Source organism: Deinococcus alpinitundrae (genome assembly GCF_009982895.1).
Classification (GTDB): domain Bacteria; phylum Deinococcota; class Deinococci; order Deinococcales; family Deinococcaceae; genus Deinococcus; species Deinococcus alpinitundrae.
In genome coordinates this window covers 223158-237883 of record NZ_WXZL01000002.1, presented here as the reverse complement: position 1 = coordinate 237883, position 14726 = coordinate 223158, and the positions used below count along the sequence as shown (strand labels likewise).

Sequence of the window (14726 nt, the reverse complement as noted above, 5' to 3'; positions counted from 1 at the left end):
TTCCGCTTTCTTATCCGTTTGCCCAAAGGAAACAGCAACCATGACCACAGCGCCCGAATCGTCCAACATTCTTGACCTCTTCAAACTCGGCGGCAAGACGGCCTTGGTCACCGGCGCGGCGCAGGGCATCGGCTTTGAAATTGCCAGAGCGCTCGGCGAGGCCGGGGCCAGCGTGATCATCGCCGACATGAACCCGGCGGTGGGCGAGGCGGCGGCCCGCTCCATCGGTGCGACCTTCGAACCTCTCGACGTGACCGATGCCGACGCTGTGCGCGCCCTGGCCGCGAAACTGGACGCCCTCGACATTCTGGTCAACAACGCCGGGATCGTTCGCAACGTGCCGTCCGAGGACATCTCCGACCAGGACTGGAACGTGGTGATGTCGGTGAATGTCACCGGCCTGTTCTGGTGCTGCCGCGAGTTCGGAAGGAAGATGCTGGCCGCCGGACGGGGCAGTATCGTCAGCACCGCCAGCATGAGCGGCCTGATTTCCAACCACCCGCAGCCGCAGTCGGGCTACAACGCGTCCAAGGCCGCCGTCATTCAGCTGACCCGCTCGCTGGCCGGAGAGTGGGCTGCTCGCGGCGTGCGGGTCAATTCGGTGGCTCCCGGCTACACGGCCACGCCCATGACCATTCTGGGGCTGGAGACGCCCGAGTGGAAAGAAACCTGGCTTAAGGAAACCCCGATGGGCCGCCTGGCCCAGCCGCGCGAGATCGCTCCGGCAGTGGTGTATCTGGCGTCCGACGCTTCGAGTTTCGTCACCGGGCATACCCTGGTGGTGGACGGCGGCTACACCGTCTGGTAGAGACCGAAGCCCACCCCTCACTGCTTTTCTTACTCCCCACTCTCAGGAGCGATCATGACCCAGGTTGTTCAACCCAAAGCCTCCAAAACCAGCGTGCTCAGTGCGGTGCGCGATCTCGGCTGGGAAACCCGCCAGGTACCCGTGCCCGGCCCCGGCGAGGTGCGCGTGCAGGTGCAGCGCATCGGCGTGTGCGGCTCGGACGTGCATTACTACACCCACGGACGCATCGGCAATTTCGTCGTGGAGTCGCCGCTCGTGCTGGGCCACGAGGTCAGCGGCACTGTCGAGGCGCTGGGCGAGGGGGTCACCCGCCTCAAAGTCGGCGACCGGGTGGCGCTCGAACCCGGCGTGCCGTGCCGCAAGTGTTCGTACTGCAAGACCGGCCACTACAACCTCTGTCCCTGGATGCATTTCATGGCCACACCCCCGGTCGACGGTGCACTCTCGGAATGGGTCATCTGGCCCGAGGACTTCGCCTTCAAGATTCCTGACCACATGAGTCTGGACGCGGCGGCCCTGATCGAGCCGCTGGCGGTGGGCGTCTGGGCGGCGCGGCGCGGCGGCGTCAAGATGGGTGACAGCGTGGCCGTCATCGGCGCGGGGCCGATCGGCTGCACCACCTTGCAAGCGGCCAAGGCAGCGGGGGCCACCACCCTGATCGCCGTGGACCTCGAAGACTTCCGGTTGGAGATGGCCCTCAAGGTCGGAGCCACCCACACCATCAATGCCCGCAGCGAAAACCCGGTTGAGCGCATCCGCGAGATCACCGCCGCACTGACCGGGCTGCCGCTCTCGCACGGCGGGGTGGATGTGGCCTTCGAGACGGCGGGCAGCGTGCCGACTTGCCGCATGAGTCTGGAAGCCCCGCGCCCCGGAGGTGTCACGGTGCTGGTGGGCCTGCCGCCAGTCGCGGAGGTCAGCCTCGACATCGTCAGCGCCGCCAGCCGTGAAACCGATATCCGGGGCATCTTCAGGTACGCCAACTGCTACCCGGCGGCCATTGGTCTGGTGGCGTCCGGCGCGGTTGATCTGGACGTGCTGATCACCCAGCGCTTTGCCTTTGGCGAGACGCCCGAGGCCTTCGTGTTCGCCGATACCGAGCGGGCCAAGAGCATGAAGGTGATGATCGAGGTAGAGCAGGGGTGAGCAACAAAGTCCCGGCGCTGATCATCGGCGTGAGCTACGGCGACGCTTTCCTGGCGCGCCTGGGGCCGGGACGGCTGCACCGTGACGATTTGCGAACCTGGGTGAAGGCCGACCGCCTGATTGGGCTGGACGAAAGCAAGCGCGCCTTCTCCAACCAGCGGTTCGGGCTGTTCAAGCAGCTCTCCACCCAGACCAGACAGATCGTGCATGATCTGGAGCGTTCGACAGAAAAGATTTCGTAACTGCTCAGCGTGAGGATGGTTCTCACGCTGAGCAGTTACACCACCTCAAAATCAGGTGCTGTCATCTCTCTCAGAATTATTAATACTTGAACGGTCAGTAATCCATAAAGCAATAAGCGAGGCGAAAAATATTAAAAACGACACCCATGCACCATTTTGACCACCATTACAGCCAAGATCGTTTGCACGACTATGAGCACCTTGCCAGTAAGCAGGACAAGAAATCATAGCAGTGAATAAGTAAAAGAGAAGTGCAAAAAGGCTTGCAACTATCACTATAATGATGATGAAACCAATCGCAGTCTTAGACACTATAGCCTTTTTTGTAACTACTCATCACGAGAAATTAGGTATAAGGACGTCATTTCGGAAGATGCTGACAAGGCCGTGCCAAATGTTCATCCCTTGCTTCTGAAGAGTCGAAGTATCGCTACGGATGCGGCAAAAGTTCATGCCACCCTCCGCTGAACGAAAGCCACCAGAGACTTTGCGCTTCACGCACACCATTCGAAGGTCTCGCTCGGCTTGATTGTTGTCAAACGGGACGCCCTCCTCGTGGAGGAAGCGTAACACTTTGTCTCGGTGTTTCTGACATCGAAGCGCGAGGTTGCGTCCAGGGGACTGTTTCACCCGTCCCCGCTGCTTCGGAACGGGCTCTGCTGCGGGGTTGGTCTCCAACCCCGCTTCCAAGAGGGCATCAAAGCGAATCAGGAACGCGAGTTTCTCCGATGGAGTGAGGATCCCTGTCTTGTGTTGATGGTAGACGCCTTGGAGTGCGGTCCGCAGTTCTCCCGCCCAGTTCTGATCCAGTTGTTCATGGAGGAAACGCAACTCTCGAAGCAGGTGCGCGTTACACAGCGCATGTCGGGCAGCGAGTTGGAAGTACGAAAGCCAGGCATCATGCATCAACACGCCGCGGTACCGGGGCAGGACCCCCATCACCTGGATGGCGGCCAACCCGCGGTGCGGGTCGTGTCCGGAGAGGGTGAGTTGCTTGCTGCTGATGACATGCACCCAGGCGAGCTGGCCCTTCACCTTGCTGCCCGTCTCGTCCACATGCAGGACGGGTTCTTCGAGCAAGGCTTCTTTCAATCGCGCCTCGAACCCAGCCAGTCGCGCTGTAGCAAGGTTGAGGTGCAGCGCGAGCGTCCCTTCACTGGGACGCTGACCGCACAGCGTCTCAAGCACATTCCCGACCCGCTTGAAGGGGAGGAACTGGGCCACATTGAGGTACACCGCCAAAGCCTGGAACCGAGGGCCATACTGCACTTGACCGCGAACATCCTGTGGAAACATGGCCTGTTGTCGTTGGTGACAGCGTGGACACACCTTCACTTCGGCCTGGTACTCGGTCACGTGCAACTGGACTTCCGGCAGGTCCAAGACCTGCCGAGCCAGAAGGTCGTGCACGTCGACTTCATGCCACTGCTGTCCACACGGACAGCTTCCCATGAGGGGCAACACGACCACCTCGTCGGGAGAAGGGCTCATCTTCAACGTGGTGCCTGGGTGTCCCACTTGACCACCAGAAGAGCGAACGCCAGAAAGGCGTTCGCTCTTGGGCTTCTTCCAGGCTTGGTCCTGGCTGGGGGGTTGATGGGACGTCTCGCTGGTTCGCGCGACCTGCGCTTCCAATTCGCGGATGCGCGCTTGGAGCCGTTCGCAATTCGGGCAGGTGACGTCTGAGATAGCTTCACCCTACCGCATCCCACTCGGGCTTGTAGGGGCTGCTGAGTAGTCACAAGATTTCTCTCTTTTAGAGGTTGTGTTGCCTTAATTCGGGGCTGGGTATGGGGAGGGCAGGTGTGGCCTAAATCTTAGGCTACTCCAGATCAGTGGCGTGTCTGGCGACCAACGTCGCCCCGCCAGCCAACAACCGAACCAAGTTCTGGGTCAGGCCGCCCACGCCCGCTTGATGGCCCGCTGCGGCCTTGCGCCCCAGACACGATTCGTTGAACACCGAGCACAGCCAGGTACACCAGCCATACCATGCTCGACTCGGCCCGGCCCGATGCCGAAACATTTCTTTGTTCATGCCGCGCCTCGGACCGGCCCCGCTGTCTGGAGTCGGTGCCGCGCTCACAGAAAAAGGCGAAGCCAGCTTCCGCGCCCTTCTCTCGCCTCTGCTGCACCTACGCCCGCCGCACTCGCTGCACCGCCCGACGTATCTCCAGCGGTTCCCACGCGAACGGCGGCTGGTCCGCACTGGCCACCCCGCTCGCGGCGCGCAAGGCGCTCGCCTCCGCTTCGAGCACGGCGTCTGCCGCCTCGCGCTCCCGGTCGTCCTCCGAGAGATCATGCGCGTCCTACTGCCGGGTGCGGTTGGTGTCCACGATCTTGCGCTCACGCTCCAGCGCCACTGCCGCACCAACGCCTGCGGCACCTGCAGCCACGCCGCGCTGTCTTCACCGCTCGTCATGCCGTCTGTCATGCCGCTCCCCTGGGCATGACGCGAATGTCGGCGGCCATTTCTTTGTTCACCACGGATTCAGCCAGGCCGCATTACCCGGCGTGGACACCGCGACGTCCACGATATTCCAGTCATCGTCAACTCCCCCTCACCAAATGATTTTCACGGATCTTGGACGAGGTGTGCGGAGAGCAACCATTTCCTCAGACGGCACGGTCGTCTTCGAGAAAGGGAAAGTGAATTTTGCTCCTAAATTGTCGGCCCAGGAAGTGCGCGTTTTCTAGCATTGGACGCAGGCCGACCTGTCCTGGGGACCACCGCACGATCCATGGGGACCGGACAACGTGCCCGAGCGCTTCTGGAATCTCTTCCGCGACGAGGCCTTCCCGGATCCGCCCAACTACAAGCCCCACGACGACACTCCCTACGCCGACGACTGGGCCCACTTGAGCAACTCGCACCCTGGATTCACCACTTCAATGGGGTAAGCGGTGTGCATCTGGTGGTGCTTTATCTCTGCCATGGCTCAAGGCGCTTCCCCTGGTCGTTTCTCGTCTGGCGTGGCAAAGGACAGCCGTCACCAGCGGATCTGGCCTTGAGGATGCTGGCTCGACTTCCTGACGAGCTGGTAAAGCGGCACTCGCGAGTGCCGCTGGTGCTTGCCGACGCTGGATTCTGTAGCAGAGCGTTTATCGCCGGTGTTGTGCAACTGGGCCTGGATCTTTCCGTCACGATTCCAGGCAACCGTGTTACGGCAGAAGGACGCCCCATTCGACAGGCCACACGACAGAGGCAGGGCATCACGCTTCCAGGGCTTCCAGACCTTCAACTGTGGTTGTACTGGATCTGGCTGTCAAGTTCGAGCGATGGCCCACGGGAAAAACGGTACGTTGTATCTACGCTGAACGTCGTTCCAAACACCGTCCGTGTGAATGGTCGAAGACGCTGGCGGATCGAAGCGCTCTTCAAGACGTTGAAAAGCCGATTCGGATTGCATCGCTCCGGGCAGTACACCAAACGGGGCATGCTTCGCTACTGCTGCCTATGTTTCTTAAGTTATGTCCTCTGTCACCTGGAAAATCTGGAGGATGCATCCGCATCCTCCAGGGTCTGGCCAGACTGGCGAACGGTCGCCCAGCAGGTGAGACAAAAATACTGCGGCTGGGTGCGGCTTTCTGAGCTTAGAAAAGAGATTAAGGCGATAGAAGCCGTGCTGGACAGTGTTCTCCTGCTCTGACCCGAAACTGCAAGATCTCAGGTACTGAGCTCATCATCAACGCCGACACGACCTGTACGAGTACCTGCTCAGGTTGCCGAGCTTTACCTCAGAAGGGAGTCCGCCAATGACTAGCCTTCATCCCAGTATCCGCCGTGCCCCTGCCCTCCAGCTCGTATCCCTGACCCGCCGTGTCGCCGTGAAGGATTTGGAGGCCTTCTATGCGGAGGCAAGGGGTCGGCTACTTCAATTTATCGAGCAACAGGGAGGGCAAAGTAGCGGGCCGCTGATGGGCATCTTCCATGCGCAGGTGACCACCGATAGTGATGGGCCAGTTGAGATCGGATTGACATATACCGGCGTGTTGGTTCCGGAGGGAGAATTTGCACCGTCAGGACCGCTGTTCTGGCGTGCTGGCGGCAGCGGGCCTAAATCGATCATGGCTTGGTATAGGGGGGGCTTGTACCTTCAAGCCACGAACGGCCAATTCATCCCCGTTCTGAAATTTACAGGATCTTCGGCATCGCTTACCCCGTCTCACTTCGCGCTGCCCGTCGTCCTGATCTGTAAAAAAGGATGAGAGCAGCTCAGCGAACACAACCGTTGAACCAAATGAGGTTCAGGAGGTTTTACTATGAAAAGACGTTCAAACGCTTTCCTCGCTCTGGTGGCTACGCTGATGTGTTCTGCACCCCTCTCAACCACTGCTTTCGCTCAACCCATTGGGGGTGGCGGTACTACGAGTGGCGGCGACCGTGATGGTGGCATCACGGTAACCAAAACGACTTGCGGTTGGGTCACCATCCCAACAATTGTGATCGACGGTTATACTTCGTCGGGCTTTCCCATTCTCAAGACTGTCTACATACAGAAGTTGTTTTGCAAATAGCGTATGTGATTAGCGTGTGGGTAGCCCTTGGCGGATCAAGATCAAGTTCGGTAGGCTGAAGGTATGGCGGAGGCCCATCTGAAGGAGCCCGACCCCCAGCTCGTCGAGCGGCAGGGCATCCCGCGCGCCGACCGTGCGCTGCAAACCCTGCGGGAGGAGCGCCTGGTTGAGGCGCTGCCACAGGTGCAGGCAGAACTGATGCTGATTCACCCACTGCGACTTGGGTGGCATGATCTGCACCACGGTCGCCTCGGGGTTGAAGAACAACTCGCGGACCTGCGTAGGTGGGCACCCGGTCCTGGCAGGACACGCTCACGTGCCGCGCAGCTGCAGGATCGCGAAGGCGGCAAACTTGTCCTGGATGGTGTCAGACAGCGCGGGCAGCCCGGTCAAGTTGTGTGGCACGCTGAAGTGGCCTTCCAGTCCACCCTCCTTACCGATAAACACGGGGTCCTCACCCCGCCACTTGGTCCCTGTTCTGTCATTTGATCTCGTATTAGACCACAGCAAATTCAATGAGCCTGTCTCAGCGTGAAGTGGAACGCCGAACCGCCTGTCGGGACCTGCTCAACCCAAATGGTGCCTCCATGTTGTTCGACGATCTTCTTGCATATTGATAGGCCCAATCCCGTGCCCTGATACGCTTGTCGATGGTGCAGACGCCGGAACATCTCAAAGATCTGCTCAGCGTCTTCAGGAGCAATGCCGATGCCGTGATCGATCACCTGAAAATGCCAGAAGCTTCCTTGTGCTTCGACTTGAATCTGAACTTCAGGGGGGGCATCTTCTCGGCAGAATTTGATGGCGTTGCCGATCAGGTTCTGAAACAACCGCGCGAGTTGCGAGGCATCTCCAAGGACCGTTGGCAGCTGTTGAAGATCACAGGATATTCTGGCATCCCTCTGAAGCACATAGGCCTGCAACCGTTGCAGCGCTTCGCTCAACGGTTCGCCGCTGCGAACCGGAAGAAGTGTGTGCGGGCGACTGCTCAACTTCGAGAAGGTGAGTAGGTCGTCGATCAATTGCTTCATTCGTTCGCTGCCCTGTTGGATAAACGCCAGATACTGTTCCGCTCGATCGTCCAGTGGCTTGCCGGTTGCAGCACCGTATTTCTTGGTCACCAGCTGGCTGAAGCTGGTGATGGTCCGGAGAGGTTCCTGAAGGTCATGGGAAGCGATGTAGGCAAAGCGCTCCAGTTCTTGATTGCTGCGGAGGAGTTCCACGGTCTGGGCGCGCAGCGCATCGGCCCGCTGTACACCTTCGAGCACCAACCCAAGGTGACGCACCAGCGTCTCGAGCATGATGCGGTCCGTTTTTGACCAGCCTGCAGTCTTACCAGTCAGACCAACGCGCAGAACGCCACAGGGGGCACCAAACATCTGCACCGGCAACGTCACGCTGGCCTGGATGTGGCTGGCCAGCGTTCCTGCGCTATCAAGGGTGGGGTCGTAGCCGTCCTGATAGATGGGGCGGCCTGTCTCCCAGACCTGATCCGTGACTTTCGAGGCTCCATAGGGCCGACCTGCATCAACCAGTGCCTGAAGCGGTGCACTCAGCATGCCGACCTGAGCGCGTTTGTACCACACACCGTGCTCCAACTCGTAATACACCGAGTAACCCTCTGGAAGGAGCGACAGCATGATCTCCTGGGCACGTTGAATCACAGCGGACCGCTCCTGCAACGACGACAGATTCTGGGCGAACTCGGCAAAGCCCTCGAGTACTTGGGTCTGAACCGCCAGAGTGTCAGCCTGATCCTGAAGCTGCCGGGTGCGCTCGGCGATCTTCAACTCCAGGTCGCTTATCGCGCTGGCCCGGCCCAGTGCGATCACGCACTGCAGAGCGAGAAATTGGAGGAATTGACGCTGCTGAGCATTCAACTTCCGGACAGCGTTGAACTTGAGGGCCACTAACCCGAGCAGGGACTCTCCGTGCATGAGAGAAACCAGCAGTGTCGCTTTGGAAGGTACCTCAAGCGATTCATCCCCGTGAAAGGTGTCATGAACGGCCTGATCGACGAAGAGCGAGAAGAGGTGAGGACGACTTGTATTCTTCTCCAACTGCGTGGAAAGTGCGTCCAGAAGTTCCTTTTCTGGCATTTCACCGGCCGTGAACAGGTTCATCTCGGCCGAATCAGATGATTTCAGGAGGGTGAATACTGCAGTCGCACCGATGGCTGATCGAGTAGGTTCCAGCAGGATTTTAAAGATGTCTGAACGCGTGGTCGCGGAAGCAAGTGAACTCATGATGTCCAGCACGGAAGCTGCAGGCAGTAGAGGAGCCGGGGCCGCTGGCAGCTTCGTCATGTTGATCAGGATATCGTTTGAATCTCTGGACTGCGCTTCAAACTGGAGGCTGGGCTGATGGTGCTCACGGCTTGGCACGGACTCTGAACGCCAGCCCTGCCAGGGTGACCCGTTCGAGCAGCCGGTCCCGGGCGAACGCCACGCCCGGGTGCTCAGCGAGGGTCAATAGCAAGTCAAGCTCAGTGCGGCTGAACGCCTTCACTACGCCCGCCTCGCTGGCCAGGTGGTACGAACCAGCGAACGCCGACTATGCCAACGCTGCCAGCACGAGGGGATTGAAGTGCACGGTAGCCTCTGGGTAGTTGCTCAGCTCCCTGAACAGGAGACATATGCTCTACCGGTGGCTGGAGCGTTGGTTGGAAGATGGCGCACGCCTGCCAGAACGAGAGCACACCGATCAAGGCGTTCACTGGCCTCAGCGCCGTTCCACCGATGCCTGAACGTGACTTGCGCCATCCACTACCCGCTGGACCTCAAGGCCGTGAGTGATTCCCCGGCAGCCATCCGGCGTGCTGACCTGGTTCAGGCAAATGACTTCCAACAAACCGCGAGCTGATCTACAACCCTTTCCGAAGGCGCTGAAGCTAGAAGGGGCAGCCACTGCTGGAACGCATCGCGCCCAGGTTGATGTTCTTGCTGAGGCTTTCCATCCCCGGCACGTTCGGCAAGTACTTGGGCAGTTCTGTCTGCAGATTGTTGATCAGCAGGGTGCCGAAGACCGCTGCGCCGATCGTCGTGCCGATCTGCCGAAAGAACTGCCTGCTGCTGATGGCCACGCCCATCTGGTTCATCGGCACGGCGTTCTGGAACAAGCGGCTCAGGATAGTTTCTCTACCGTGCTGCGTGCTGCGTGCTGCGTTCCGGCGATTGGACGCGCTGCTGCTCTGGGACCCGCAGCGGGACAGTCTGGCCACCTGGTGAGGTCAGCAGGCGCTCTTTGAATTCAACAACGATGGTCGTCGTCAAGCTGAGCGAACCTGCGGTATCTGGCGGTCGACCGGCGAAACCCACCGTCTCGATGCTTCGACCTAGCTCAGCGCCGAGGGTGAATGGATGGAGACCGACTGCTGTGACGAGCAGAGTGACCCGGCTGAGCGCCATGAGTGCCGAACCGCAGGGTCCTTTCCTGAACAGAGCTCATCTGCGAAGGACAAGACGCTCAGGCGGCGACCTGGCTGCAGGGATGGACAGCGGCGGACGACCTGCACCCCGATCAGCCGCTGCAGGTCATTGACGGTGCAGTTGCTCAGGCCGGTGGGGGAGACCATAAGCGGGGGCTGAATCAGCAATCGCAGCGTTCGTACCGCTCTAACCAAGCTGCAGGCAATGCCTCCGAAAGAACGCGTTCCCTCCCCGTCGGGGAGTGGAGCGCTTTGAGCGGTAGGTTTACTGATCAATCGAGCGGCACTCCCCTCTAGCGCCGTTTCCGCTTGCGTGGGCTGGGTCGCTTAGGAGATCTGAGCTTGGGTTTAGATGCCTGCATGATCTTTCTCGTTTTTGGCATGCCTTCATAGGGCCCCGTCAGAGGCTCTGTGTGGCGGACCACTCAAGGCAGAATTTGAAACGGCCGCATAGGAAGGCCAGAAAATTAGAGTGGTCTGTCGCGGACAGCAGATATCTTGGGCAAAAGTCAGTCACGCCACATGTGTAGGTCCAAAGAAGGCTGTACTGGACAGTATTGAACAGCCTCCCCACAGGAAGGCCAGGAAGGGGCCTTGCAATCCTGCTGAGAGGTAACTCGTTTGGACACGCTCCGCTGATGACATTTTGGCCAACATCAAGCGTTTCTGTGAGCGCCATCTCCCCCAGACAATTCCCTGGAGACAGATCAAAACCCTCGGCTTACTCCGCTTTAACGTGGCTCTGACCGTCTTGGCACACAACTGGCCTTTTCTCAAGCTCTAAACCGATTTGTCAGAAACTATCCGCTTTTCACTTCACTTCCGATTGCAATTGATTAATCAGCATTGCAAGTTGCTTTGCAGTGAAATCTAGGTCTTGGAGTCGTTCCAATGCGGTGGCCACTGTGCGCTGTGCCTCTAAGTCAGATGACGGCACACTCATTTCTTCTGTATCTTCTTCATTGGCATCGGGATGGTATTCCAAAATATCAGTTAGCTGAATATCCTCGCCAGTCAGGGCGCGTAAGCCAGACAGGAGAGCGGCCAACGTCGGCAGATCCACTCGGATAGGTTCTTCGCCTCGTTTGGCAATCCGGTAAACCGTGTTTACCCTGCGAATTTCGCTTGCCTTGGCAACGCCATAAGCAGTAATCCCATATCTCTCTAGAAGGTCTGCAAGTTTCCACCGTACCTGTGCCATTAAGCTCATTCTGACTTGCTACACCCCTTTCGCGTCACTGTCTTCGCAATCTCACTTGACGAACATGTCGCTTAATGACAATAATAGAAACCTGAGGGGGCAGCAGCCTAGGAACTTCAGCCCCTTCAGAATCCAGTATTGAGGTGGATCACTGTGCAGATTAGCATACGTCCAGCACGTCTTTTTCCAGCATTCTCCTGTGGCTTCCGTGCGGCTTGACCTGTCGCGTGCCCAGCGCCGCTTTCTTGGATTGGTCGGTGAGCCGACGCCGCGCACGGGCACCGATCTGAAAGCGTTGACCCATGTGGGACTGGCTCCATCCGCTGAACAGACGCTGACACGCTTGCTGGACACCCCTGGTCCTTACCGCGGCGGTCCTTTATTCGGCACGCTGCGCAGTGCAACGCATGTCGAGATTCGGTTCGCGGCAGGGAACGGCTACCGGTCCTGGCCGTCCAACGGTGATCCGCTGGTCAGCGATGAGCATTATCTCCTCGGCTGGTCGGACGCGCTGACCACCCTTTATGGTCTGCGCTGCGAATGGCGGGGCAACTGGCTGATGTATCCCGACCGTCAGTTGCCAAAATTAAACGACGATTTAATCTGGGTGGAGCGGGCCAGAGCGCTGGGACTGGTTGACGCCGATTACCTACTGATGATGGTTGGCTGGCAAGACCACCATTTGACATTTCGCAGTTATCTCTATAACCATGAGCGCCAATGGCCACATTTGCTCAAAAGTGAGCCTTGGATCGGCAGCGCCCTGGAATGAGGCAACAGCCCGGCGATTCTTCTGCTTGAGTGAACTGCTCCCGGAAAACCGGTTCTCCTTCAACCTTGGTGCTCGAAAAGATCAAGCTGATGGATGGAGATGTCCTGGTGTCATGTTGCCTTGGTAGGCCCCTCTAAAAGTGGACGAAGCTGATCAGAGGGTTCTGTCAAGTTAAGTGATTGGTGACTCATATTACCTTATTTCTGTAGTTTTTTGGCTAAATAATATTGTTTGGTTTTTATCATAGCGTATTATTTGCCGTTTTAGGGACGGTTTAGGTCGGTTCCATATAGACTTCTAAAAATTCTATTCTCATTATTCACATGATGCCCGGTTAACTTGACAGAACTTGTTCAGGTCAGGGACGTGGTGGCTGGAGCTTTGGGCGTTGCTTTTAGCCCAATTAGGCAGCGCGTTCCTGCACCTTCCGAAACACCTCAAGCACCTGATCTTGCGTGATTCGCTCAGCGCCGCGCCATGCAGACCTTCGATCCGCAGCGTCAGGTTGTAAGCAATCCACAGCCGAGCCTGAAATTCAGCCGCCTTCACGCAACTTTCGTGGGCCTGAGCGGGCAGGCTCGGAATGTTGAATGTCAAGTTTTCACTTTCTTTTAGCCCGGCCACAGGAGCCTGCCATGCCCAAGCCCTTACCCACGCAAACCCATGCCCGTCCAAGCCCAGATCAAAGCTGTCAGGCTTCCCAGACGAAGGGGCCGCTGATGGGAACCGTTCAGAAATACGAGCTGGCGCGGGACGAGGCCAGGACAATCCGCCTATCCCTCGAGACCGTGATCATCCGTGTGGCCGTGCAGGACGGTCACCTCTGCCTGTGGGTGCGTGAACCTGTCGAGACCCTAGCTCGCAAGCCCCGCGTGTTCGTCGCCCTACCCACCTGGCAATCACTCTCTCAAACCTATGCCCACATCGGAACTTGCGACGACGGCGCACGCATCTGGCATGTACTAGAGGTTCTGTGATCTTCGTCTGGCACGGGGGTTTCCACGCTGCCGCATCGGTGACCGAAGAAGCTGCTGCGCTTGACCGGACTCAAAGTCGGTACGCCTGTTGCGTTGGGCGCGGTGCATTCGGGCGGCTTGATGGTGATGTCCGGTTCCACCTTCTTTGTTCTGGTGGAGGACGCCCCGGCCCTAATCCCCGCGTTTAGACGGTGGGCGTCACGTCGACCACCTGTCCCGTCCCGCGCGATCGCTCCGCCGCAAAGACCATCAGGTGACTTTCCAGGGTTTCCTGCGGGCCGCTGAGAATCAGTCCGGGATCGCCCCGTTGCACCGCTTCCAGAAACGCCGCCATCAACCCATCATCCCCGCCGCCGTGCCCCGACAGGATGCTGCCGTCCGAGGCGACGGCGGTGTCCAGCACGGAGGTCTCACCCGTCAGAAAGTCGTAGATTTCTATTTTCTGACTGTCGCCGTACAGTTCGCCGCGCGTGCCGAAAATGCGGGTCTCGCGGCCACGGGCGCGGGTGAAGGCGGTCATGGTTAAGCTGGCCGTCACACCGCCTGCGAACTCGAAGTTGACCACCTGATGATCCACCACATCGTTGTCGCAGGCGTAGACGCAGCGGCCATATGGACCGTCTTGCAGCGCCGCCGTCACGCCCCCCAGGGTCAGGTCGGAAGTGACGACGTTCAGCGGCCAGCCGGTGTTCCCGGCCTCCAGTTGACCGAAGTAATAGCGTTTGGCCGAGTACGGGCAGGCGGTTTCGATCTCCGGCGGGCAATCCAGGCAGCGGTCTGCCGCGCCGGGCGGCTGCGCCTCGCGGCGAAAGTGCTTGAGGCTGCCGAAGGACGACACGCGCTGACAGGGCAGGCCGACGATGTAGCGCAGCCAGTCCAGATCGTGGCTGGATTTGGCCAGCAGCATCGGGCTGCTTTCTCTGGCATTGCGCCAGTGGCCGCGCACGAACGAATGCGCCTGGTGCCAGTACCCCACCGGCTCCAGATGCTCCACGCTGACGATCTCGCCGATGGTTCCTGCCTTTAAAACAGACTTGAGCGCCTGGGTGTAGGCGGTGTAGCGCAGCACATGGCACACCCCCAGCATCACGCCGTGTCGCTCGGCGGCCGAAACGATGCGGCGGCAACCGTCCTCATCGGGGGCCATCGGTTTTTCCAGCAGCAGATGATAGCCGAGGGCGGCGGCATGCTCCACCGGAGCGACATGATCGGTGTCCTGGGTGGCGATGACCGCCACATCGGCCAGTTTGGATTGGGCCAGTGCCGCCTGCCAGTCGGTGAAGACCCGCTCGGGCGGCAGGCCGTGACGTTCGGCGAAGGCGGCACGGCGCACCGGGTCCGGCTCGGCCACCGCCAGCACCACACCCTCTGCCGGATGACCACGGACGTAATCGGCGTAGGTCTGTCCCCGGCTGCCCGCGCCCAGAATCAGCAGCGTGACCGGCCCACTCACTCGCTCGCCTGCTCGTGCAGTGAATAGACGGCAGCGGTCAGTGGGTCCAGCACAGGCAGACTCTCGTTGGAGAGGCTGTCAGTAATCACCTGCTGGGCGAACCCGGCACCTTCGGCACCGAGGATGGCTATCTTGGTCATGACAGGTGTCTCCAGAAGCAAAAATGAGTTCGGCTCACCACGGGC

Annotated in this window: 17 protein-coding genes; 7 read left to right on the top strand and 10 right to left on the bottom strand. The window is 59.3% G+C overall.

Features of this window, described 5'->3' with window-relative positions:
- Nucleotides 1–40 precede the first annotated feature (40 nt).
- From GUI70_RS02760 to GUI70_RS02750, 3 genes are read left to right on the top strand one after another with little or no spacing between them, the layout of a single operon-like run.
- Nucleotides 41–808, top strand: a complete 768-nt coding sequence (locus GUI70_RS02760) for an SDR family NAD(P)-dependent oxidoreductase (protein ID WP_161880764.1) — start codon at nt 41–43, stop codon at nt 806–808.
- A 54-nt stretch (nt 809–862) separates the two neighbouring features.
- Nucleotides 863–1954: an NAD(P)-dependent alcohol dehydrogenase gene (locus GUI70_RS02755; RefSeq protein ID WP_161880763.1), complete on the top strand. Its 1092-nt coding sequence runs from the start codon at nt 863–865 to the stop codon at nt 1952–1954.
- On the top strand, nt 1951–2196 hold the full coding sequence (locus GUI70_RS02750) for a hypothetical protein (RefSeq protein ID WP_161880762.1): 246 nt from the start codon (nt 1951–1953) through the stop codon (nt 2194–2196). The genes GUI70_RS02755 and GUI70_RS02750 overlap by 4 nt, the downstream gene beginning before the upstream one ends.
- A 51-nt stretch (nt 2197–2247) precedes the next feature.
- Here GUI70_RS02750 and GUI70_RS02745 read toward each other — a convergent pair whose 3' ends face one another.
- The 3 genes from GUI70_RS02745 to GUI70_RS02735 form a co-directional block, all read right to left on the bottom strand.
- Nucleotides 2248–2508: a hypothetical protein gene (locus GUI70_RS02745; protein ID WP_161880761.1), complete on the bottom strand. Its 261-nt coding sequence runs from the start codon at nt 2506–2508 to the stop codon at nt 2248–2250.
- Nucleotides 2509–2532: 24 nt separating this feature from the next.
- A complete protein-coding gene (gene tnpC / locus GUI70_RS02740; protein WP_161880856.1) occupies nt 2533–3885 on the bottom strand; it encodes an IS66 family transposase in 1353 nt (450 codons plus the stop codon).
- 133 nt (nt 3886–4018) lie between these two features.
- Nucleotides 4019–4231, bottom strand: coding sequence for a hypothetical protein (locus GUI70_RS02735; protein WP_161880760.1), 213 nt, complete (start codon nt 4229–4231; stop codon nt 4019–4021).
- An 868-nt stretch (nt 4232–5099) separates the two neighbouring features.
- On the opposite strand from GUI70_RS02735, the gene GUI70_RS02730 reads away from it, so the two are divergent.
- Nucleotides 5100–5843: a transposase gene (locus tag GUI70_RS02730; RefSeq protein WP_161880759.1), complete on the top strand. Its 744-nt coding sequence runs from the start codon at nt 5100–5102 to the stop codon at nt 5841–5843.
- A 106-nt stretch (nt 5844–5949) separates the two neighbouring features.
- On the top strand, nt 5950–6402 hold the full coding sequence (locus tag GUI70_RS02725; RefSeq protein WP_161880758.1) for a GyrI-like domain-containing protein: 453 nt from the start codon (nt 5950–5952) through the stop codon (nt 6400–6402).
- A gap of 318 nt (nt 6403–6720) precedes the next feature.
- On the opposite strand, the gene GUI70_RS02720 is transcribed toward GUI70_RS02725, so the two are convergent.
- The 5 genes from GUI70_RS02720 to GUI70_RS02705 form a co-directional block, all read right to left on the bottom strand.
- On the bottom strand, nt 6721–6978 hold the full coding sequence (locus GUI70_RS02720) for a DUF7694 domain-containing protein (RefSeq protein WP_161880757.1): 258 nt from the start codon (nt 6976–6978) through the stop codon (nt 6721–6723).
- Nucleotides 6979–7023: 45 nt separating this feature from the next.
- On the bottom strand, nt 7024–7158 hold the full coding sequence (locus tag GUI70_RS24925) for a hypothetical protein (RefSeq protein ID WP_272952773.1): 135 nt from the start codon (nt 7156–7158) through the stop codon (nt 7024–7026).
- Between the two features lie 65 nt (nt 7159–7223).
- The gene (locus tag GUI70_RS02715) at nt 7224–9017 is read right to left on the bottom strand and encodes a sensor histidine kinase (protein WP_161880756.1); all 1794 of its coding nucleotides are present in this window, start codon (nt 9015–9017) and stop codon (nt 7224–7226) included.
- A 584-nt stretch (nt 9018–9601) separates the two neighbouring features.
- On the bottom strand, nt 9602–9829 hold the full coding sequence (locus GUI70_RS02710; protein WP_237724655.1) for a hypothetical protein: 228 nt from the start codon (nt 9827–9829) through the stop codon (nt 9602–9604).
- A 1120-nt stretch (nt 9830–10949) separates the two neighbouring features.
- Nucleotides 10950–11339 (bottom strand): helix-turn-helix domain-containing protein, encoded by a 390-nt coding sequence (locus GUI70_RS02705; protein ID WP_161880755.1) that lies wholly within the window; start codon nt 11337–11339, stop codon nt 10950–10952.
- 199 nt (nt 11340–11538) lie between these two features.
- Between GUI70_RS02705 and GUI70_RS02700 the strand changes: the two genes are divergently transcribed.
- A complete protein-coding gene (locus GUI70_RS02700; RefSeq protein WP_161880754.1) occupies nt 11539–12111 on the top strand; it encodes a hypothetical protein in 573 nt (190 codons plus the stop codon).
- 635 nt (nt 12112–12746) lie between these two features.
- Nucleotides 12747–13088 (top strand): DUF7352 domain-containing protein, encoded by a 342-nt coding sequence (locus tag GUI70_RS02695; RefSeq protein WP_161880753.1) that lies wholly within the window; start codon nt 12747–12749, stop codon nt 13086–13088.
- 184 nt (nt 13089–13272) lie between these two features.
- On the opposite strand, the gene GUI70_RS02690 is transcribed toward GUI70_RS02695, so the two are convergent.
- Together GUI70_RS02690 and GUI70_RS02685 are read right to left on the bottom strand one after the other, a co-directional pair.
- Nucleotides 13273–14541: a Gfo/Idh/MocA family protein gene (locus GUI70_RS02690; protein ID WP_202630375.1), complete on the bottom strand. Its 1269-nt coding sequence runs from the start codon at nt 14539–14541 to the stop codon at nt 13273–13275.
- Nucleotides 14538–14681 (bottom strand): hypothetical protein, encoded by a 144-nt coding sequence (locus tag GUI70_RS02685; RefSeq protein ID WP_161880752.1) that lies wholly within the window; start codon nt 14679–14681, stop codon nt 14538–14540. Before GUI70_RS02685 ends, GUI70_RS02690 begins: the two co-directional genes overlap by 4 nt.
- Nucleotides 14682–14726: the final 45 nt, after the last annotated feature.

Excerpts from the sequence above, each read along its gene's own strand:
- GUI70_RS02760 (WP_161880764.1), top strand. The coding sequence starts at position 41 with ATGACCACAGCGCCCGAATCGTCCAACATTCTTGACCTCTTCAAACTC.
- GUI70_RS02755 (WP_161880763.1), top strand. The coding sequence starts at position 863 with ATGACCCAGGTTGTTCAACCCAAAGCCTCCAAAACCAGCGTGCTCAGT.
- GUI70_RS02735 (WP_161880760.1), bottom strand. The coding sequence starts at position 4,231 with ATGAACAAAGAAATGTTTCGGCATCGGGCCGGGCCGAGTCGAGCATGG.
- GUI70_RS02725 (WP_161880758.1), top strand. The coding sequence starts at position 5,950 with ATGACTAGCCTTCATCCCAGTATCCGCCGTGCCCCTGCCCTCCAGCTC.
- GUI70_RS02715 (WP_161880756.1), bottom strand. The coding sequence starts at position 9,017 with ATGACGAAGCTGCCAGCGGCCCCGGCTCCTCTACTGCCTGCAGCTTCC.
- GUI70_RS02705 (WP_161880755.1), bottom strand. The coding sequence starts at position 11,339 with ATGGCACAGGTACGGTGGAAACTTGCAGACCTTCTAGAGAGATATGGG.
- GUI70_RS02695 (WP_161880753.1), top strand. The coding sequence starts at position 12,747 with ATGCCCAAGCCCTTACCCACGCAAACCCATGCCCGTCCAAGCCCAGAT.
- GUI70_RS02685 (WP_161880752.1), bottom strand. The coding sequence starts at position 14,681 with ATGACCAAGATAGCCATCCTCGGTGCCGAAGGTGCCGGGTTCGCCCAG.